The sequence below is a fragment of the Nesterenkonia pannonica genome (assembly GCF_019575955.1).
Taxonomy (GTDB): Bacteria; Actinomycetota; Actinomycetes; order Actinomycetales; family Micrococcaceae; genus Nesterenkonia; species Nesterenkonia pannonica.
Map to the genome: position 1 here is coordinate 1,260,184 of NZ_CP080575.1, position 17,888 is coordinate 1,278,071.

Here is a 17,888-nt window from a genome sequence, read left to right on the forward strand (position 1 = left end):
CTGGCACGTCGCCGTGCCTGACACCGCGCCTCTGGGCGGGCATCGGGAGCCTGCCCTTCCGGACACGCCCGGAGAGGAGGGCTCCGAGACGGAGCGCGTCCGGTCGAGCGGCGAGTCTGCTCAGCTCGAGTACCTCAGCTCAGCCGATGCGCACCCGCCCATCATTTCCGCGCTTCAGCAGTCCGGAATCTACGCCACGTCGGTGCACCTCGAGAGCCTCCAGCATCGGCCGGGCGCTGGGGTCACCGGCATCTACCGCATCGTGGTCTCTGATCCGGCCCGGCTCCTCCACACAGAGGAGGGCTGGGATGAGCCGCGGATATATGCCGCGGAGGGTGACCACATCTATGAGGTCTACGTGGGCGTCAGCACCGAGCGGATCCGTGCCGAGTCCAAGGATGTGGTCAGCGCGCACAGTCCCGCTGGGCCGCTGGCCATATGGCAGCACCCTGCGACCCGGCGCCTCGGGCCTGCGAGTGGCCACCGATCCGGTCGCAGTAGCCCGGAGGTGGGGCCAGGGTTCGCGGCTCACCAGCTTGAGACAGTCAGCTACCGGCCCCTGCGCCGCGCTGTCATCGCCGCAGACTTCGCCGACGGCTCCCGCACCTACCTCAAAGTCCTGCGCCGGGGCCGCGCTGAGGACCTTGCGCGGCGCCATCACATGCTTCTGTCGGCCGGGGTGCCTGCGCCGAGACCGCTGCGAGCCTGTAGAGGACGTGGTGGCGCTTCGCCAGGGGAGGGCATCTCCTCGCAGAGCATTTCCTCGAGGATGGGGCCGCCAGGGTTCGCCCACAGGATTTCGTGCAGCTGCTTGAGGCTCTCCCGCTGAGGTGATGGACCTCCCCGCTCGAGAGGCGTGGACTGATCGTCTTCCCTCCTACGCCTCTGCGGCGCAGGCCGCACTGCCCGAGGCGGCGCCGCGCATCGCAGCGCTGAGAGATCTGATCCTCACTGAGCTCACCGTCACTGATCGCGGACCCGTGGTGCCTGCTCACGGCGACTTCTACGAGGCAAACATGCTGATGCAGGGCGGGACCGTGTCGTGCCTTCTCGATGTGGATGCTCTGGGACCCGGTCACCGTGTGGATGATCTCGCGTGCTTCCTCGGCCATCTTGCGGTGCTGCCAGCCGTCGACCCGCGCTATGTCCACGTGCCATGGCCTTTGATCGGTTCGCTCGCGTCTTCGCGCAGAACGTCGACGAGGGAGCCTGCGGGTGCGCTCGGCCTCAGTGGCGCTGTCGCTGGTGGCAGGGGCGCGGGACACCCGGCGCAGCGGCTGGAAGGAGCAGGCGGAGCACCGGCTGCGCTGCGCTGAGGCGATCGTAGGGCTGACCAGCCCGTCGGGGAGCCTGGCGCAGTGGCCCGGCGTCTGAGGCCGGGGCCCGCCTCAGTGCCGCTGGGCTCCGTCGCTCACTAGCCCTCCTCCGCACGCGAGAGCCGCTCGCGCAGCGCCTCGAGGCTCCGCTCCGCCTCGTGGGCATCGTCGAACCGGGCCATGTCGCGCAGGGCTTCCACTTGGCCCTCCAGTGCGATCTCCATGAGCTGGTCGCTGAGCGTGCGTTGCGTCATGGTCATGCGGAAGAGCGTCTCGGCTTCGGCCGATTGGCCGATCTGACGCAGCACTGCAGCTGCGAAGAGCTCCGCATCTGCGCTTACTCCTCGTCTCCTGCCGAGATGAAGAGGTCGGCGGCCTCAAGGGCTGCGGCAACCGCTTCGCTGCCTCGCCCCAGCGCGGTCAGGCTGCGGGCACGAGTGTCGACGATGTCCGCCTGCTGCCACTGCGTGCCGTGCTCGGCAGCGATGCGCAGAGCGCGGCTGAGATGGGTCAGCCTGTCTGCGTCCTCGTGCTTAAGAGAGCAGGTGACCCAGTGAGTGCAGTGCTTGGAGCAGCATCAACGGGTCGGTGTCGGCTCCTGGTCAGCCAGCTGCAGGCCGCGCTCGTAGTGCTCCTGGGCTGCCTCCACCCGGTCCAGGGATGCCGCGAGCGCGCTTACCGCCAGATGAGCGCGGGCAGCCTCGTCCGTCTCCTCCGCGGCGAGAAACTGCCCCGCAGCCTCTGCCCAATGGCTCATAGCCTCCAGGGGGCGCTTCTGCTGGGTGACAGCATGGCCCAGACCCATCAGTGCGCGTCCTCGTGTGGAGTGGTCCTCCTCGCCGGTCGTCAGGCGCAGGCTCAGGGAGTCGAGGATCAGTTCCGCCTCCTCGTGCTCGTCCATCTCCAGAAGCTGCTGACCGAGCGCCAGGGAAAGGATGCGCGAGTCCTCGAATTCGCCCAGCTCGGCCTGCTGGACCGCTGCGCGCCAGGCCAGCACGGCCAGGCGCGGGCGTCCTATGCCTGATGTGATGCCGGCCAGCAGAGCCGCGGCGGATGCGGCCCCGCGGCGGACGCCGCATGCGGCGTAGAGCTCTGCGGACTGGATGGCGCGCTCCACTGCTTCCTGACTTCGTCGGCCTGGTGGTGGATGGTGGCGCGCAGCATGGCCATGGCGCCCCGCACCGCTCGGTTGGCGGGAGAGGAGAGCACCTTCGCCGCCGTCTGCGCGGCAGCCTCAGGGTCTTCGCAGAGCAGCTGCGCATGGGCCAGGAACATGCGTGCTCCGGCCAGCGCCTGGGAGCGGTGGAGGTCCGATGCATCCTCGGTGAGGGCCTCGAGGATCGCGACCACCTCCTCGACCAATGGAAGCGCCGCCTGAGGCCCTTCGTCCTGGAGGCGACGAACCGCCAGGGACGACAGGACATCGGCCCGAGCGGTCAGGACCCAGGGAGCCTCGTCCGCAGGCGCCTCCGCCGCTTCGCCCTCCAGCTGCTCAGCGACGCGGGCGAGGATCTCTCCTTCGACGCGGTCCGGCTCGCGCAGCAGCATCCCGCCGAGCTCGGATTCGATCTGCGCCTGCCGGGTGCGCCCCAGCCTACGCATCAGATCGGTGCGTTCGCGCTGGTACGGTTCGCCGCTTTCGGAATCGCCCCGCATCTCGTGGACGCCACGAGCAGCCTCAGCAGGGGAAGCCGATACTCGGGATCATCGCCGCCGGGAGCGCGCAGGCCGCGCAGGCCCGCTTCCACGGCAGCGGCGTGACGCTCCCCGTAGGCTGCCTCGTACGCGAGGTCGAGCCATCCGCGTGCGGTCTCCGCCTCCGGCTGCTCCGAGCTCGGCGCCAGGAGCAGAGCCTGCAGGCGAGTCTCCAGCCGCGCGGCCCCGGGAAGCTCCTGCGTCGGGTGCTCCTCGCTGCTCATTCCTCCCAGGGTAGCGTGCCTCCCTGGGCGCATCAGTACACTGGTGCGCATGCATTCTCGGCCATGGGTGGGGTCACGGCTGTGCGCCCTCGCAGCCTCAGCTGCTCTTCTTCTGACAGCCTGCGCCGAGCCGCCCGCCGCTGAGGAGCCCACAGGTGACGAGCTGGACCGTGCGTGGCGCATTGCCGTCGGCAGCGATCCGCTGGATCGCACGATCGCTCGGATCTACTCGTTGGCGATGAATTCTCGGGATCAGCCCACGGTGGTGATCGACGCCGAGCGTCCTGCCCATGAAGCTGCGGCGGCCTCGCCGAGGGGTCTGAGTCTCGTGACGGCGAGGGCGTCGCCGAAAGCTCTGCGGAGGCTGACTACGATCTGGTCCTCTCAAGGACTCTGCCGCTGGCTGAGGCGCTGGATCCTGATGCCTACGCGCGGCTGAGCAGGTCCGAGGATGAGGAGTGGACGGGCGCAGCCCTCCGCGCAGGATCTCACCGAGCTGATCTCTGATGCTCTCCAGAGCGGCGGCGATGCGTCCGCGGCGCTGCTGCAGCCGGGGGCCGCGGTGCTTTCGACGTCTGCTCTGACGACGGCTGCCTCGGCTTCTGCCGCCGAGCTCGATGAGGAGGAGAGTCCGGGCCTCGCCGGTCTGGAGGAGCAGTGTGAGGATCTCAGATTCGACACCGGGAGGGGCTCCCTGCTCTCTCGGAGGCTCTTGAGGATGCCTACGGCTGTGAGCCCGCCGCGCTCGAGGCAGGGAGGAGGACGAGCTCATAGACCAGCTCATCAGGGCGGAGACTGATGTGGTCCTGCTGACCTCATCCCACCCCGGGGCGGAGGAGCACGCGTTGGTGGAGCTGTCGGACACGGACCGCGCCTTCCCGCAGGACCAGTACGCCCCTCTCATCGCGGCGGACTTGGAGGAGCAGGCGCCGGAGGTGCTGGAGGAGATCTCCGAGGCCTTGGACGATGAGGCGATCACCGTGCTGCGCCGTCTGCTGCACGGGGAGGACGCTCAGGACTTCGTGCAGGCGAACAAGCTGCGCAGCGTGCGGTATGACGTCAGAGGCCCGATCGCCGAAGAGGCTGCCCGCCTGAGCGGGCCGGGCATCGCATCACGAAGCTGAATATCGGCAACTTGGCGCCGTTCGGGTTCAGCGCCCCGGAGTCCATCATGCAGGACATGATCCGCCACCTGCCCGCCTCCCAGGGCTACTCCGAGTCAGCCGGAATCTACTCGGCGCGCACCGCGGTGGCCCAGTACTACCAGGACCGCGGGATGCGGGACGCTGTGCCCGAGGACATCTACCTGGGCAATGGGGTGGCGGAGCTTATCACGATCACTCTCCAGGCGCTGATCAACCCCTGGACGAGATCCTCATCCCTGCTCCGGACTACCCGCTGTGGACCGGCCTGACCGCCCTGTACCAGGGAGTTCCGGTCCACTACATCTGCGATGAGAGCAATCACTGGTGGCCGGATCCGGAGGAGGTGGAGTCGAAGGTGACGGACCGGACCAAGGCTCTGGTCGTCATCAACCTGAACAACCCCACCGGCGCTGTCTACCCCAAGGAGATCCTCGAGGCTCTGGTGGACATCGCCCGGCGGCACAACCTGATCCTGATGGCCGACGAGATCTACGAGAAGATCACCTACGACGGCGCCGAGGCCATCAATATGTGCACCCTCGCCGACGATGTCTTCACCATCACCTACTCGGGCCTGTCGAAGACGTGGCGGGCCGCGGGCTTCCGCTCCGGCTGGTGCTACATCTCCGGTCCTCAGTATCGCGCGAAGAGCTATCTGGAGGGGCTGCAGCTGATGTCGAATCTGCGGATGTGCCCCAATGTGCCCGGGCAGCACGCCATACAGACGGCCCTGGGCGGCTACCAGTCGATCGATGACCTGATCGCCCCGGGCGGCTTACTGCATGAGCAGCGGCAGGTGGCCTACGACCGGCTCCGCGAGATCGAGGGCGTCCAGGTGGAGCAGATGGACGGGGCCATGTACCTGTTTCCGCGCCTGGACCCGGAGATCTATCCGATCGAGTCCGATGAGGCATTCGTCATTGAGCTGCTGCGTCAGCAGAAGATTCTGGTCTCACACGGCAGAGCGTTCAACTGGATCGATGATCAGCATTTCCGCCTGGTCACTCTTCCTGCTGTGGCTGAGCTGGAGAGCGCCATCGAGGGAATCTCCGACTTCCTCGCCGGGTACCGGACGCCTTCAGCGCCGCACGGGTGCTCTGAGGCAGGATAGGCGGGTGAGAGAATTCCAGGAGTTCACCCAATCGCCCAAGCTCGCCGAGGTGCGCTACGACGTCCGCGGGCCGATCGCGGCCGAGGCGTCGCGGCTGGAGCGGGCAGGCCATCGGATCACGCGTCTGAATATCGGGAATCCGGCCCCCTTCGGCTTTGAGGCCCCGGACGCGATCCTGCAGCACATGATCGCCGAGCTGCCCACCGCTCAGGGCTATTCGGACTCACGGGGATCTACTCCGGCCGGCAGGCGGTGGCGCAGTACTACCAGGCGCGCGGCATTGAGAACGCGGACCCGGATGACATCTACTTGGGCAACGGCGTCTCGGAGCTGATCACGATGGTTCTGCAGGCGCTTCTGGGTCCGGGCGATGAGGTCCTGATCCCCGCTCCGGACTACCCGCTGTGGACAGGGGCCACCAAGCTGTGCGGCGGCACGCCGGTGCACTACATCTGCGATGAGGAGAATCGCTGGTGGCCGGACCCGGAGGAGATCGAGGCTAAGGTCACCGAGAACACCAAGGCCCTGGTGCTGATCAACCCGAACAATCCGACGGGCGCGGTGTATCCGCGGCACATTCTGGAGAAGCTGGTCGACATCGCTCGTCGGCACCACCTGATGCTTCTGGCGGACGAGATCTACGAGAACATCACCTTCGACGACGTGGAGATGGTCAACGCGGCATCTCTCTCCGACGACGTGGTGACCATCACCTTCTCCGGCCTGTCGAAGACGTGGCGGGTGGCTGGGTTCCGCTCGGGTTGGATCTACGTGTCAGGGCCGAAGCAGCGTGCCGCCAGCTATCTGGAGGGCCTGGAGCTGCTGATGAATATGCGCATGTGCGCCAACGTTCCGGCCCAGCACGCTCTGCAGGCCGCACTGGGCGGCTACCAGTCGATCGGGGAGCTCATCGCACCCGGCGGTCGGCTGTATGAGCAGCGGACGACGGCTCATCGGCTGCTCAACGAGATCCCAGGGGTGGACGCGCATCGTGCTGACGGTGCGCTGTACCTCTTCCTCGCCTGGATGCAGAGATGTACCCCATCGAAAATGATGAGACCTTCGTCATCGAGCTGCTGCGTGCCAAGAAGATTTTGGTCTCGCACGGGCGCGCGTTCAACTGGACGGACTCCCAGCACTTCAGGCTGGTGGCGCTGCCCAGTGTCGAGGACCTGGAGGAGGCCATTGCGGGGATCGCTGACTTCCTCAGCGACTATCGCTCGGGAGCGATCCCGCGCGTCTGAGGCAGCGTGTGCACAGGCTCCCGGACGGGGGCAGGCGGCCTCAGCCGTCCTGCTCCAGCTCCTGACGGACCTGCTCGAGGCGCTCCTGGGCGCCGGAGAGCCACCGCTCGCACCGGTCCGCCAGGGCTTCGCCGCGCTGCCACAGCGCCAATGACTCCTCGAGAGGGGCACCGCCGGTCTCCAATTTGGTGACCACAGCGACGAGCCTCGTCGCGGGCCTGTTCGTAGGACATGGTTTCGATGTCCTCGGTCCTTGCGGTGCTGAAGGATTCCTCAGCCACTGGGGCGGCAGGGCTCTCGTTGCTCATGCGTCTCCGATCCTATGGGTCTGTACGTTCTTCACTTCTGCCTGGAACTCCCCGTCGGCGACCATGACCTGAACGTCTTGGCCGGGGAGAGGAGGGCCGCGTCGCGGACGATGCCCCCGATGTCTGCACCACCGCATATCCGCGGTCCAGGGTCGACTGCGGGGAGAGCGAGGTGACGCGGGCGCGCGTGCTGTCCACCCAGTCCCGCGCCCGAGAGGCTCTCGCCTCCATGGAGAACAGGGCGCGCCGCCGCAGGCCGGTCAGGTCATCACGGCGCACATCGATCATGCTCTGCGGGTGCGCCATCGCAGGCCGTGAACGGATCGCACGTATCCACTCGCCCTCCCGCTGCAGCATCCTCTGGACCCCGCTGGACATCCGGGTCCGTGCCTGAGCCAGGTTCTCGCGCTCCACGCTCTCCTCAGGAACCAGCATCTTGGCTGATCCGGTGGGGGTGGAGGCCCTGACGTCGGCGGCCTCGTCGAGCAGCGGCCGGTCCGCCTCATGTCCGATCGCTGACACGACGGGGTGTGCGCCGCAGCCACGGCCCGGATCAGCCGCTCGTCGGAGAACGGCAGGATCACTTCCTCGAGGAGCCGCCGCCGCGCGCGATCACGATGACATCCACGCGAGGGTCCGCGTCGAGGTCGCCCAACGCGGCTGCGACCTCCATAGCGGCCATGGGCCCCTGGGTCGACACCTCGCGAATCTCAAACTGGGCAGCAGCCCACCGCAGGCCCACGTGACGGAGGATGTCCTTCTTCGCGTCCGATTCGCGGCCTGTGATCAGACCGATCCGGGCAGGGAGCACCGGCAGCGGCTTCTTCCGCCCAGCATCGAACAGGCCTTCGGAGGCCAATGACTTGCGCAGCTGCTCAATGCGGGCGAGCAGGTCGCCCAGCCCCACCGGCTGCATCCGATGGGTCACCAGGCTCAGCCGTCCCGACTTCTCATACAGGCTCGGCTTCACCAGAGCCACCACCCGCGAGCCTGGGCTGACCACACCGTCGAGCGTTCCGGCGACGTTCCGCCACGCGACAGCGTTGAAGGACACCTCCTGCTCCAGGTCCCGCAGGGTCATCCATGCGGTTCCGTTGCGCATGTTGAACTCGACCAGCTGGCCTTCGACCCAGGTGGGCGAGACCTTGTCGATGTGCGCCCGCAGCTTGCCCGAGAAATGGCTGAGCGGCCAGGGGCTCTCCGCACTGGTGTCAGCGGAATGCGCAGGCATCGCAGTCAGGGGGCGCTTATCCTGCGCAGCGAGCTTCTCGAATGAGGACAATGGACTCTCTTCTTCTCTGCGGGCCTGATCCGACCCCGTTGTGCACCAAGTACCCTGTGGGCTGTATTCATTCCGGTCCGAACCAGGGTAGCCGTTCGGCATGACATTGAGGAGAGCCCCGTGCGCCAGCTTCTGAGCATCCTGAGCCTCATTCTTGCTTACCTCTCACAGCGGCGGCGCTCGCCGCTACCAGGCCGATCAGCTGCTGCGCGACGAGGAGCCCATCCGCGAGATCGCCGGCGAGCTGCCTGAGCAGCCGGAGTTCTCCGAAGCGGTGGCCTCGACCATGGTGAGCGAACTGTCCGAGCAGATTCCGGACCAGGCGCGCCAGCTTCTCGGAACCGGCATTGAGGAGCAGGCAGAGGCGATGGTCTCTGACATCGTGGCGTCGCTTCTGGAGAACGACAGGACCAGGGCCGCCTGGGACGAGACCCTCCAATCCACGCGGACCGACTGGACGGCGCAGATGGAGGAGCTCTTCGACGCTTACGCTCCACAGGGAGCGCGGAGGAGCTCAATGTGGAGGTGGATCTCTCCCGTGGCATCGGCGATGACGGAGCCGCTGCGGGAGGGCCTGGACAGCTATCTGGGGTGGATCCTGGGCCTGACTCCGCCGACTTCGACGTGTTGGCTCCCGAGATCGTCGTGGATGTGGACGCGGCGGCAGGACAGGAGGCGCAGACGGATCCCTACGCTGTCGCAACCGTCGTCGCCGGCAGCGAGCACTGGCTCTGGTTCGCCGTGGGATCGGGGCTGCTGCTGGTGCTGGGCCTGGTCATCGGAGTCGGAAAGTCTCGCTGGGCAGGCCTGGCCGCCGGGGGCTGGTCGCGGGTGTGCTCGGACTGTGGCTGGCCCTCTCCGGGGCAGCGCCCAGCTTCGACATCCCCGGATGCTGATCCGGCCATGGCCGCAGTGCTGCAGCACGTGGAGGAGAGCTTCACCGCGTGGGCCCAGCCGTCATGGTGGATCTTCATTGCAGGTGCGGCGCTCCTGCTGATCATCGGAGTGCTCGGGTCGCTCGTGGCGCCCGGCGCGCGCCGGGTTGAAGCCCGCGCGTAGAATAGGACGCGATGACCATCGCACCTCAAGCGCCCGACCGCCGCAGCCATATCTCCGTCCCCATGCCGCAGGTGCCGCGCCAGCGCCGCAGCCCTGAGGAGATCGCCGCTGAGAGCACCTTCGAAGGCGATCGACGCCTTCTCCTCGCGGCCCCTCGCGGATACTGCGCCGGCGTCGACCGCGCTGTGGTGGCCGTGGAGAAGGCGCTGGAGCAGCACGGGGCTCCCGTCTACGTGCGCAAGGAGATCGTCCACAACCGTCATGTGGTGGACACCCTCACTGAGAAGGGCGTGATCTTCGTGGAGGAGGCCGATGAGGTTCCCGCCGGAGAGCTGCTCGTCTTCTCAGCCCATGGGGTCTCTCCCGCGGTCAAGCAGACCGCATCGGACAGAGGCCTCGAGACCATCGATGCCACCTGCCCCTTGGTGACGAAGGTGCATCGTGAAGCGGTGCGCTTCACCACTAGGGACAACTTCCACATCCTTCTCATCGGCCACGACGGCCACGAAGAGGTGGAGGGCACCTACGGCCACGCGCCCGAGCAGACCACGATCGTCAACAGCCCGGAGGAGGTCGACCAGATCGAGGTGCCGGACCCCGACAACCTCATCTGGCTCAGCCAGACCACCCTCTCCGTGGACGAAACCATGGAGACGGTGAACAGGCTCCGCGAGCGCTTCCCGAATCTGCAGGACCCGCCCAGCGACGACATCTGCTACGCCACCTCCAACCGGCAGGCCGCGATCAAGAAGGTCGCGCCCGAATCCGATCTCGTCATCGTGGTGGGCTCCGCGAACTCCTCCAACTCCGTGCGGCTCAAGGAAGTGGCCCTGGAGTACGGCGCCAAGCGCGCTGAACGGGTCGACTTCGCCAATCAGATTGACGAGTCCTGGTTCGCTGACGCGCAGACCGTGGGCGTCACATCAGGCGCCTCCGTGCCCGAGGTGCTGGTTCAGGACGTCCTGCGTGTGCTCGACGAGTACGGCTACGGGGAGCCGGAGGAGATCGTCACCGCTGAGGAGGACATCGTCTTCTCCCTGCCGAAGGAGATCCGCAAGGCCCTCTCCGACGCCGGTCACGAAGATGTCGGCCGGGGCGGGCGCAAGCGCACCGCCTGCAGCGACTGACCACGCAGTGCGTCTGCGCAGGGGGCAGCTCCTGCATAGGATGACCGCATGATTGAAACGGGTGCGGTGGGCATCATCGCAGCCGCGGTCCTCATCGGCACTGTCCTGCAGCGAATGTCAGGAACCGGAGTGGGCCTGGTCGTCGCGCCGGTGCTCTCGATCCTGCTGGGGCCCAGCTTCGGAGTCCTGGTCACCAACCTCACGACGACCGTCTCAGGCTTTCTGATCATGCTGTCGGTGTGGAGCCTGGTGCACTGGCGACGCTTCTTCCTCATGCTGGGACCCATCATCGTGGGGCCGTGCCCGGGGCCTGGCTGGTGGGTCAGCTTTCGGCCGGGTGGCTGTCCATCATTCTCGGCAGCATTGTGGTGGCCGCCCTGGTCGTGACGTTCACACTCAGATCGCTGCCCGAGTGGACGGGGCGCGTGCCCGTCATGCTCGCTGGAGGCATCGGTGGCTTCTTCAACACCACCTCCGGCGTCGCCGCGCCCGTGATGGTGATCCACTCCCGCTTGGCGCGATGGGACCACCGTTCGTTCGCTGCAACGCTGCAGCCGATCTTCATGACCATGGGTGCTGTTTCCGCACTGTCCAAGCTGCTCATGGGATCGGTGGAGGCGACCCCCATGGAGGGGCTGCCCGAGCTTCCCTACCTGTTCCTCGGCATTGTCTGCTTCGTCGTGGTCGGCATATACATCGGCACCCGTCTGGCGCGATTCGTGCCTGTCCGGTGGGCCCGCGCTGCCGCTATGGTGCTTGCCGCTCTCGGCGGTGCGGGCGCCATCGTGAGAGGCGTCTTCGACGTGCTCGCCTAGACGCTGCTCACCGATCCCGGATGTACCCTGGGCGACTGTGACCGACGCCGTCTCACGGGGGCACGCTCCGGGCTCCCCTGCCTACCGTCGGCTTCTGGCTGCCCTGTTCTTCATCGGAGTGGCCACCTTCGCCCAGCTCTACTCGCCGCAGGGCCTGCTGCCGCTGATCGCTGCGGAGCAGGGTGTCACTGCAGACCAGGCGGCACTGATGGTCTCCGCTGCCACACTCGGCCTCGCACTGGGAGTGATCCCCTGGTCCTACGTGGGCGACCGGGTGGGCCGCAGGCCCGCCATGGGGTGGGCGATCAGCCTTGCCTGCATCTTCGCCGTTGTGGTGGTGCTCGTGCCGGGGTTCTGGCCCGTTCTGATCGTGCGCTTCTTCGAGGGGCTCATGCTGGGCGGGGTGCCCGCCCTGGCCATCGCGTATCTCAACGAGGAGGTGAGCCGCACCGCAGCAGCCGCCGCTGCTTAAGCACCTATATCTCCGGCACCACGCTGGGAGGCCTCGCCGGGCGCATCGTCGCCGCCCCTATCGGGGAGCAGTGGGGGTGGAAGCCGGGAATGCTCACTGTGGCCGCCTTGGCTGCGGCCTGTGTGGCCGTGTTCCTCTGGCTTGCACCGAGAGCCCGAGAGTTCACACCACGTCGCACAGCCCTGCGCCAGGCGCTCGGAGCCCTCACAGGCAATCTGCGATCGGGAGTGCTCTGGGTGCTCTATCTCCAGGGGTTCCTCACCATGGGCGGCTTCGTCGCCATGTACAACTACGTGACCTTCCACCTGGCCTCTGAGCCCTTCAGCCTGCCGCTGTGGCTCATTTCGTTCATCTTTCTGGCGTACCTGGCCGGAACCATTTCATCCCCGCAGGCGGGACGTCTGGCGTCGGCCTGGGGCCGAAGGCCTGTGCTGCTGGGCGGCAACGTGATCATGATGGTCGGGGTCGGTCTGACCCTTGTGCCTGCGCTTCCCGCCATTCTGCTGGGCATGGTCCTGCTGACTGGCGGCTTCTTCGCCTCGCATGCAGTGGCCGCAGGCTGGGTGGGCTCCGCCGCAGTCGCGGGACGCTCGCAGTCCGCCTCGCTGTACAACCTGGGCTATTACGCGGGCTCATCGGTGCTGGGGTTCGCGGCGGGAGCTTCCTTCAGATCGCGGGGTGGCCGGGCACTGTGGGCATGGTGCTCGCCCTGGTGCTGGCAGCCACGACGTTGGCCCTCTGGGTGCTGCCGCGCGAATGACCGCAGAGGGATGAGTCGAATCGTGTAAAATCCACAGACGCTGGCCATATGACCTCCGTCACGTGACAATGACGTCGCGTGCCGGATCGGCGGATGCTGCACTACTTCGATCTCGAGCACAGGAGCACCTCCTCCATCATGACGCCCTCCCGTTCTCGCGTCACCGGCGCGCACCTGAAGAACTTCGATCCGCGTGAGCAGTCCATCGCCGAGGCGCATGAGCTCTCGGCCGGGCACCGTTCCGGAGGGCTGGAGCGGCCCACCATTCTGCGGCGCATCATCGGCCTCGTCGCCGGTGTGCTGGCCGCGCTGCTGATCTACTTCATCATGCCGGCGGATCTGGAGGTCTGGCCGCGGCTGACTGCGGCCACGGCCGTGCTGATGGGCATCTGGTGGATGACGGAGGCCATCCCGATTCCTGCCACGGCGCTGCTGCCGCTCATCATCTTCCCGGTGCTGGTGCCGGAGGACGACTTCGGCTCGGCGGATGAGGCAGCGGGCGGCATCGGAGTCGATGACATCGGGGCCTCCTACGGCAACAACATCATCTTCATCTTCATGGGCGGCTTCATGCTGGCACTGGCGATGCAGCGATGGAACCTCCATCGACGCATCGCTCTGCTGACGCTGAACCTGATGGGCTCCAAGCCGATCTACCTGATCGCCGGGTTCATGATCGCCACCGGCTTCCTCTCCATGTGGGTCTCCAACACGGCGACGGCTGTGATGATGCTGCCCATCGGCATCTCCATCCTGATGCTGGTGCAGCGCACGATGGATCCGGAGGCGGCCGATGCCGCTGAGGCGGATGAGGAGGAGGCGAAGGCTCAGGTCATCAAGTCCAACTTCGGCACGGCTCTCATGCTGGGCATCGCCTACGCCGCCTCGATCGGGTCCTTGGGCACCATCATCGGAACGCCTCCCAACACGCTCCTGGCCGGGCACATGAGCGAGAACCATGACATGACGATCGGCTTCGGCCAGTGGATGATGGTCGGGGTTCCGATCTCCATCGTGATGCTGATCATCACGTGGTTCCTTATTACTCGAGTCATCTTCAAGCCGGAGATCGACGAGATCCCGGGCGGTCACGACCTCATCAAGAGCGAGCTGCAGAAGCTGGGGCCGATGAAGGCTGCTGAGATCCGGGTCTCGCTGATCTTCGTGCTGGCCGCCTGCTCCTGGGTCTTCATCCCTATCGGCACTGATCTGCTGGTTACTGGGGCGTGCTGGAGGCTGAGGCTGAGCCGTTCATCTCCGACGCCGGAATCGCCATGTCCATTGCGATTCTGCTCTTCCTGCTTCCGGCCAAGGCAGAGCCGGGGTTCGGCTGCTGGACTGGGAGTACGCGGCGAAGCTGCCATGGGGTGTGCTGCTGCTCTTCGGCGGCGGGCTGGCGCTCTCGGGCCAGTTCGGCCAGTCCGGCCTCTCCGAGTGGCTGGGAGGTCAGATGGAGGGGCTCGCTGGGGTCCCTGTGTGGGTCCTGGTGCTGATCGCCGCCGCGGGTGTGCTGGTTCTCACCGAGATGACCTCCAACACGGCAACAGCGGCGACGTTCCTGCCGGTGGCCTCGGGCGTGGCCATGGGGACGGGAGTCGATCCGCTGGTCCTCGCGGCGCCGGTCGCCTTGGCTGCCACATGTGCCTTCATGCTTCCGGTGGCGACCCCGCCGAACGCTATCGCCTACGGCTCCGGCTACGTGACTATCGGGCAGATGATCAAGGGAGGGGTGGTGCTGAACGTCATCGGCGTCATCATCATCACCATCGTCTCGATGACCCTGCTGCTGATGGTCTTCGACCTCTCCGTCTGATCCGATGAGCTGAGGCACTAGTAGGCGGGGGCCTCCAGGCGTGGTCCGGGCTGCCTGACGTCGGCAGTCAGCGGCGACGGGCTCAGCGCGCCGGGAGCTGCTCCTCGGTTCCCTCAAGTTACCTATGGCCTCCACCTGGGGCATGACGCGACGCTCGATGTTGCCGATGAGGGAGTTGTAGGCCTCCACCGCCTGCCGAAGCCGACTTCCCGTGGTGCTGAGATGCTCACCCATGGTCTCCAGGCGTCGGTACAGCTCGCGCGAATGATCGATGACTTCAGTGATGTTCGCGGCCAGGCGCTCCTGCCGCCAGGCGGCCTCGACCGCCTTCAGCGCAGCGAGCAGGGAGGCGGGTGAGACCAGTGTGACGCCTCGTGAGACTGCATGCTCCAGGAGCGACGGATCATGCTCCAAGGCTGAGGACAGGAGTGACTCCGCTTAAGCACGAAGCAGAAGACCACCTCAGGCGAGAGCTCCACGGCTTCCCAGTACTTCTTGGAGGCGAGTTCGTCGACTCGGGCACGCAGCGCCTTCGCCTGAGTCTTCGCCTCCGCACCGCCCAGAGGAGCCTTAGCGTCGATGACAAGAGTGCGCTCACCAGGCAGACGGACCATCAGGTCCGGCCGGAGGACCTCACCGCTGCTGCTGATGCCCTGATGCTGTTCGGCAAAGTCGACGTGCGGGAGCATTCCGGCTGCCTCCACGACGCGACGAAGCTGCACCTCACCCCAGTGTCCGCGTGCGGTCGTCGAACGCAGGGACCCCAGAAGCGCCTGTGTGGACTCCAGAAGGCGGGCATCGCTCTGCGCCGCCGAAGCGAGCTGCTCCGAGAGCTGCGCGTGCTGAGCTGCCCGCTCGCGCTCCAGCTCACTGACCTTGCGCTGCACTTCGGTCACACCCTGCCGCACCGGATGGAGCATCTCCAGCATCGACTCCCGTTCGCGGGCCGCGTCGGCTTCGGCGGCCCGATGCCGCTCAGCCTCCTCGAGCTACCTGGGTCCCTGCGGCGCGACGCTCCGCTTCGGCCTGGGCGGCCTGCGCAAGTGCTCTCTCCTCGGACAGCGCGGCGGTGCGCGCGTCGTGCCTGCTTCTGAGCAGCACGAACACCCCCGCAGCAGCAGCCGCGGCGCCGCAGAGCAGGCCGGTGAAGAGTCCGGTCAGCAGTGCAATCCAGTCCATGTCGCCCACGGTGCCACGACGGTATGACATCTGTGCTGACCGGCTCGCGTAGGGTTAATGCGGCATTTGTTGAACGCAGCAGCGAGGAGCTCCATGATCAGGATCCTGCTGGTCCGCCACGGGCAGACCGACTGGAACAACGACGGACGGATGCAGGGCAGCACTGACATCCCCTGAACGAGCAGGGGCGCGCCCAGGCGCGCATGATCGGAGGCTTCGTTCGCCAGCAGAATCCTGCTCAGGCATACGTCTCCACGCTGCAGCGCACCCAGCAGACCTACGACGAGTTCGGCATAGACCTTCTCGCCGCCGCTCGTGCAGATCTGGTTGAACGGAACCTCGGGGTGTGGGAGGGCCAGCGCGGCAAGGACGTCCGCGCGGAGGCGCCTGAGCAGTTCGCCGCGTGGCGGCGGGGCGAGTTCACCCCGGAGAACGGCGAGAGTCATCAGGAGCTGACGGACCGGATCACCGGCGCCTTCTTCGACATCGTTCGCAGGACGGCGGACGCCGAGGTCACCGAGTCGGTTGATCTGAGCTTTCCCGTCAGGACAGCGGTGATCGTGTCCCACGGCGCTTCCCTGAGGGTGCTCATGCAGGGACTGGGCCTGGTCCAGAGCGCGCAGACGTCTCCGCTGACCAACGGTGCCGTCTCTTTGCTCGACATCCCTGCACGCCTACCCCGTCTCATCGACCCTTCCTCATGGCGGGTTCGGAGACGATGCCGAGACCGCGGAGGTCATCCGGGGCTGTCCGACTCTCAGATTGTGGAGCAGTCACTGCTGCGCGTGTTCAACCTCTCACCGGAACTGCTGAACCCGGCTGCAGTGGAGGATCCCGCCATCTGGTGAATCCGCCCGGCCGATGAGAGCCGAAGGGGCGCGACCAGTGATGGTCGCGCCCCTTCGTGCGTCCTTCAGCGATGCTGTCAGATCAGGCGAGGCCCTTGATGAGGTCGGCGCACCGTTCGCCGATCATCATGGTCGTGATGTTGGGGTTCACCGTGGTCAGCTCAGGCATCACCGAGGCGTCCGCCACGCGCAGCCCCTGGACGCCCTTGACCTTCAGGTCTGAGGTGAGGGAGACATGTCGTCCTCGGCGGGACCCATTCGGACGGTGCCTGCGGGGTGATAGACCGTGTTGTGGGTGCGGTGGATGTAGTCGGCGAGGTCCTCGTCGCTCTGGGTGTCCTTGCCCGGGTAGAGCTCCTCACCGGCCCATTCGGCCAGTGCAGGCTGGGCGGCGATCTGCGCGCGAGGCGGATGCCGGCGATGGCGACGCGCATGTCGTGGCCCTCTGCGTCGCTGAAGTAGCGCGGATCCACCATCGGCTTGTCGCGGTGATCCTTGAGCGCAGCTTCACGGTGCCCCGCGACTTGGAGTGAGTGACGTTCGGCGTCAGGACGAACGCGTTCTCGGAGGTGGGGTACCCCTGGCGAAGGGTGTGCATGTCGAAGGGCACCGCGCCGTAGTGCATCATCAGGTCAGGGCGGCCGGGCTTGTCCGCCTCGCCGGAACCTTCCTGGGTGTCGGCGAAGATGCCGATCTCCCAGAACTGGTAGCCCTCTTCGATCATGGGCTTCTTGGCATCCCAGCCGATGACGACTTCGGGGTGATCCTGGAAGTTGGCGCCGACGCCGGGGAGTGCACCCGGGCTTCGATCCCGTGCTCGGCCAGGTGCTCCCGGTCTCCGATGCCCGAGAGCATGAGGAGCTTCGGGAGTCGATGGCTCCGGCGGAGAGCACGACTTCGCGGGAGGCGAGGATCTGCTGCGTCTTCCCGAACGAGCTTAAGAACTGCCTTCACGCCCGTGGCTCGGTCGCCTTCGAAAGTGATCTCTTTGACCCAGGTATCGGTCAGGAGGTGGAAGTTCTCCCGGTCGAGGATCGGATGCAGGTAGGAGACCGAGGACGATGAGCGGGTGCCGTCCTGCCTCCGGTTGATCTGAAAGAAGCTGGCGCCATTGACGACCGTTTCACCGCTGTTGAACTCAACGCGCGGAATGCCGACCTGCTCGCAGGCATCCAGCACGGCCACGCCGCACGGGTCGTGGGGAGGAATGTTCATCAGATGGACGGGGCCTTCCTTCCCGTGATGCTCCCCGTCGTTCTCGTTGGTCTCGAGGCGCTTCAGAAGCGGCCAGGTGCTCTGTGCGTTCCAGCCCTCTGCGCCCATCTGCTCCCAGTCGTCCATGTCCTCGCGCGGGGGCCAGAAGGCGATGCAGGAGTTGTGGCTGGAGCATCCGCCCAGCACTTTGGCGCGCGTGGCGCATGAAGCTGTTCCCGGTGGACTGCTCCTCGATCGGGTAGTCCCAGTCATAGCCGGACTCGAGGAGCTCCATC

The 17,888-nt window shown here is 66.5% G+C and carries 21 protein-coding genes and 6 pseudogenes; 14 read left to right on the forward strand and 13 right to left on the reverse strand.

The features are described 5' to 3' along the window. Positions 1 to 13 precede the first annotated feature (13 nt). Positions 14 to 829 carry a hypothetical protein gene (locus K0H76_RS09185; RefSeq protein ID WP_258935218.1) on the forward strand — a complete coding sequence of 272 codons (816 nt, stop codon included), beginning with the start codon at positions 14 to 16 and terminating at the stop codon, positions 827 to 829. Between the two features lie 4 nt (positions 830 to 833). Continuing rightward, complete coding sequence (locus K0H76_RS09190) at positions 834 to 1,316, forward strand: phosphotransferase (RefSeq protein WP_258935219.1); 483 nt, start codon at positions 834 to 836, stop codon at positions 1,314 to 1,316. Between the two features lie 98 nt (positions 1,317 to 1,414). Here K0H76_RS09190 and K0H76_RS09195 read toward each other — a convergent pair whose 3' ends face one another. The 4 genes from K0H76_RS09195 to K0H76_RS09210 all read right to left on the reverse strand — a co-directional run bounded on the left by K0H76_RS09195 (position 1,415) and on the right by K0H76_RS09210 (position 3,235). Further along, entirely contained in the window at positions 1,415 to 1,624 is a 210-nt protein-coding gene (locus K0H76_RS09195; protein WP_258935220.1) for a hypothetical protein, read from the reverse strand. Positions 1,625 to 1,893: 269 nt separating this feature from the next. Continuing rightward, the gene (locus tag K0H76_RS09200) at positions 1,894 to 2,433 is read right to left on the reverse strand and encodes a hypothetical protein (protein WP_258935221.1); all 540 of its coding nucleotides are present in this window, start codon (positions 2,431 to 2,433) and stop codon (positions 1,894 to 1,896) included. Continuing rightward, positions 2,331 to 2,972 (reverse strand): hypothetical protein, encoded by a 642-nt coding sequence (locus K0H76_RS09205; RefSeq protein WP_258935222.1) that lies wholly within the window; start codon positions 2,970 to 2,972, stop codon positions 2,331 to 2,333. Before K0H76_RS09205 ends, K0H76_RS09200 begins: the two co-directional genes overlap by 103 nt. Further along, positions 2,918 to 3,235 carry a hypothetical protein gene (locus K0H76_RS09210; protein ID WP_258935223.1) on the reverse strand — a complete coding sequence of 106 codons (318 nt, stop codon included), beginning with the start codon at positions 3,233 to 3,235 and terminating at the stop codon, positions 2,918 to 2,920. Before K0H76_RS09210 ends, K0H76_RS09205 begins: the two co-directional genes overlap by 55 nt. Positions 3,236 to 3,278: 43 nt before the next feature. On the opposite strand from K0H76_RS09210, the gene K0H76_RS09215 reads away from it, so the two are divergent. The 4 genes and pseudogenes from K0H76_RS09215 to K0H76_RS09230 all read left to right on the forward strand — a co-directional run bounded on the left by K0H76_RS09215 (position 3,279) and on the right by K0H76_RS09230 (position 6,735). Beyond that, a complete protein-coding gene (locus tag K0H76_RS09215; protein WP_258935224.1) occupies positions 3,279 to 3,674 on the forward strand; it encodes a hypothetical protein in 396 nt (131 codons plus the stop codon). Positions 3,675 to 4,035: 361 nt separating this feature from the next. After that, positions 4,036 to 4,179: pseudogene (locus tag K0H76_RS09220) on the forward strand (hypothetical protein); the annotation flags it as partial. A 51-nt stretch (positions 4,180 to 4,230) separates the two neighbouring features. Then, positions 4,231 to 5,491: pseudogene (locus K0H76_RS09225) on the forward strand (pyridoxal phosphate-dependent aminotransferase). A gap of 4 nt (positions 5,492 to 5,495) precedes the next feature. Next, positions 5,496 to 6,735, forward strand: a pseudogene (locus tag K0H76_RS09230) (pyridoxal phosphate-dependent aminotransferase). Between the two features lie 40 nt (positions 6,736 to 6,775). On the opposite strand, the pseudogene K0H76_RS09235 reads toward K0H76_RS09230, so the two are convergent. The 3 genes and pseudogenes from K0H76_RS09235 to xseA form a co-directional block, all read right to left on the reverse strand. After that, positions 6,776 to 6,968 (reverse strand): annotated as a pseudogene (locus tag K0H76_RS09235) (exodeoxyribonuclease VII small subunit). 87 nt (positions 6,969 to 7,055) lie between these two features. Continuing rightward, entirely contained in the window at positions 7,056 to 7,565 is a 510-nt protein-coding gene (locus K0H76_RS09240) for a hypothetical protein (RefSeq protein WP_258935225.1), read from the reverse strand. 58 nt (positions 7,566 to 7,623) lie between these two features. After that, on the reverse strand, positions 7,624 to 8,274 hold the full coding sequence (gene xseA, locus K0H76_RS09245) for an exodeoxyribonuclease VII large subunit (RefSeq protein WP_258935226.1): 651 nt from the start codon (positions 8,272 to 8,274) through the stop codon (positions 7,624 to 7,626). Positions 8,275 to 8,850: 576 nt separating this feature from the next. On the opposite strand from xseA, the gene K0H76_RS09250 reads away from it, so the two are divergent. From K0H76_RS09250 to K0H76_RS09280, 7 genes and pseudogenes are all read left to right on the forward strand, one after another. Further along, on the forward strand, positions 8,851 to 9,384 hold the full coding sequence (locus K0H76_RS09250) for a hypothetical protein (RefSeq protein ID WP_258935227.1): 534 nt from the start codon (positions 8,851 to 8,853) through the stop codon (positions 9,382 to 9,384). Positions 9,385 to 9,395: 11 nt separating this feature from the next. After that, positions 9,396 to 10,511 (forward strand): 4-hydroxy-3-methylbut-2-enyl diphosphate reductase, encoded by a 1,116-nt coding sequence (locus K0H76_RS09255; RefSeq protein WP_146338937.1) that lies wholly within the window; start codon positions 9,396 to 9,398, stop codon positions 10,509 to 10,511. Positions 10,512 to 10,559: 48 nt separating this feature from the next. Beyond that, positions 10,560 to 10,898 carry a hypothetical protein gene (locus K0H76_RS09260; protein ID WP_258935228.1) on the forward strand — a complete coding sequence of 113 codons (339 nt, stop codon included), beginning with the start codon at positions 10,560 to 10,562 and terminating at the stop codon, positions 10,896 to 10,898. Next, positions 10,829 to 11,326, forward strand: coding sequence for a TSUP family transporter (locus K0H76_RS09265; RefSeq protein ID WP_258935229.1), 498 nt, complete (start codon positions 10,829 to 10,831; stop codon positions 11,324 to 11,326). The genes K0H76_RS09260 and K0H76_RS09265 overlap by 70 nt, the downstream gene beginning before the upstream one ends. A 37-nt stretch (positions 11,327 to 11,363) precedes the next feature. Further along, positions 11,364 to 11,798, forward strand: a complete 435-nt coding sequence (locus tag K0H76_RS09270; protein ID WP_258935230.1) for an MFS transporter — start codon at positions 11,364 to 11,366, stop codon at positions 11,796 to 11,798. Positions 11,799 to 11,887: 89 nt separating this feature from the next. Next, entirely contained in the window at positions 11,888 to 12,586 is a 699-nt protein-coding gene (locus tag K0H76_RS09275; RefSeq protein ID WP_258935231.1) for a hypothetical protein, read from the forward strand. A gap of 110 nt (positions 12,587 to 12,696) precedes the next feature. Then, positions 12,697 to 14,371 (forward strand): annotated as a pseudogene (locus K0H76_RS09280) (DASS family sodium-coupled anion symporter). 329 nt (positions 14,372 to 14,700) lie between these two features. On the opposite strand, the gene K0H76_RS09285 reads toward K0H76_RS09280, so the two are convergent. Then, positions 14,701 to 15,300, reverse strand: a complete 600-nt coding sequence (locus tag K0H76_RS09285) for a DNA recombination protein RmuC (RefSeq protein ID WP_258935232.1) — start codon at positions 15,298 to 15,300, stop codon at positions 14,701 to 14,703. A 46-nt stretch (positions 15,301 to 15,346) separates the two neighbouring features. Continuing rightward, a complete protein-coding gene (locus K0H76_RS09290) occupies positions 15,347 to 15,550 on the reverse strand; it encodes a hypothetical protein (protein ID WP_258935233.1) in 204 nt (67 codons plus the stop codon). A gap of 150 nt (positions 15,551 to 15,700) precedes the next feature. Here K0H76_RS09290 and K0H76_RS09295 point away from each other — a divergent pair. Next, positions 15,701 to 16,398, forward strand: a pseudogene (locus tag K0H76_RS09295) (histidine phosphatase family protein). A gap of 82 nt (positions 16,399 to 16,480) precedes the next feature. Here the strand turns inward: K0H76_RS09295 and K0H76_RS09300 are convergent. The 4 genes from K0H76_RS09300 to K0H76_RS09315 are packed head-to-tail and all read right to left on the reverse strand — an operon-like array spanning position 16,481 to position 17,865. Beyond that, positions 16,481 to 16,585, reverse strand: a complete 105-nt coding sequence (locus tag K0H76_RS09300; protein ID WP_258935234.1) for a GMC oxidoreductase — start codon at positions 16,583 to 16,585, stop codon at positions 16,481 to 16,483. Positions 16,586 to 16,611: 26 nt separating this feature from the next. After that, on the reverse strand, positions 16,612 to 16,776 hold the full coding sequence (locus tag K0H76_RS09305) for a GMC oxidoreductase (protein ID WP_258935370.1): 165 nt from the start codon (positions 16,774 to 16,776) through the stop codon (positions 16,612 to 16,614). Then, positions 16,757 to 17,122, reverse strand: a complete 366-nt coding sequence (locus K0H76_RS09310; protein WP_258935235.1) for a hypothetical protein — start codon at positions 17,120 to 17,122, stop codon at positions 16,757 to 16,759. The genes K0H76_RS09305 and K0H76_RS09310 overlap by 20 nt, the downstream gene beginning before the upstream one ends. Continuing rightward, positions 17,119 to 17,865, reverse strand: coding sequence for a GMC family oxidoreductase N-terminal domain-containing protein (locus tag K0H76_RS09315; protein WP_258935236.1), 747 nt, complete (start codon positions 17,863 to 17,865; stop codon positions 17,119 to 17,121). The genes K0H76_RS09310 and K0H76_RS09315 overlap by 4 nt, the downstream gene beginning before the upstream one ends. Positions 17,866 to 17,888: the final 23 nt, after the last annotated feature.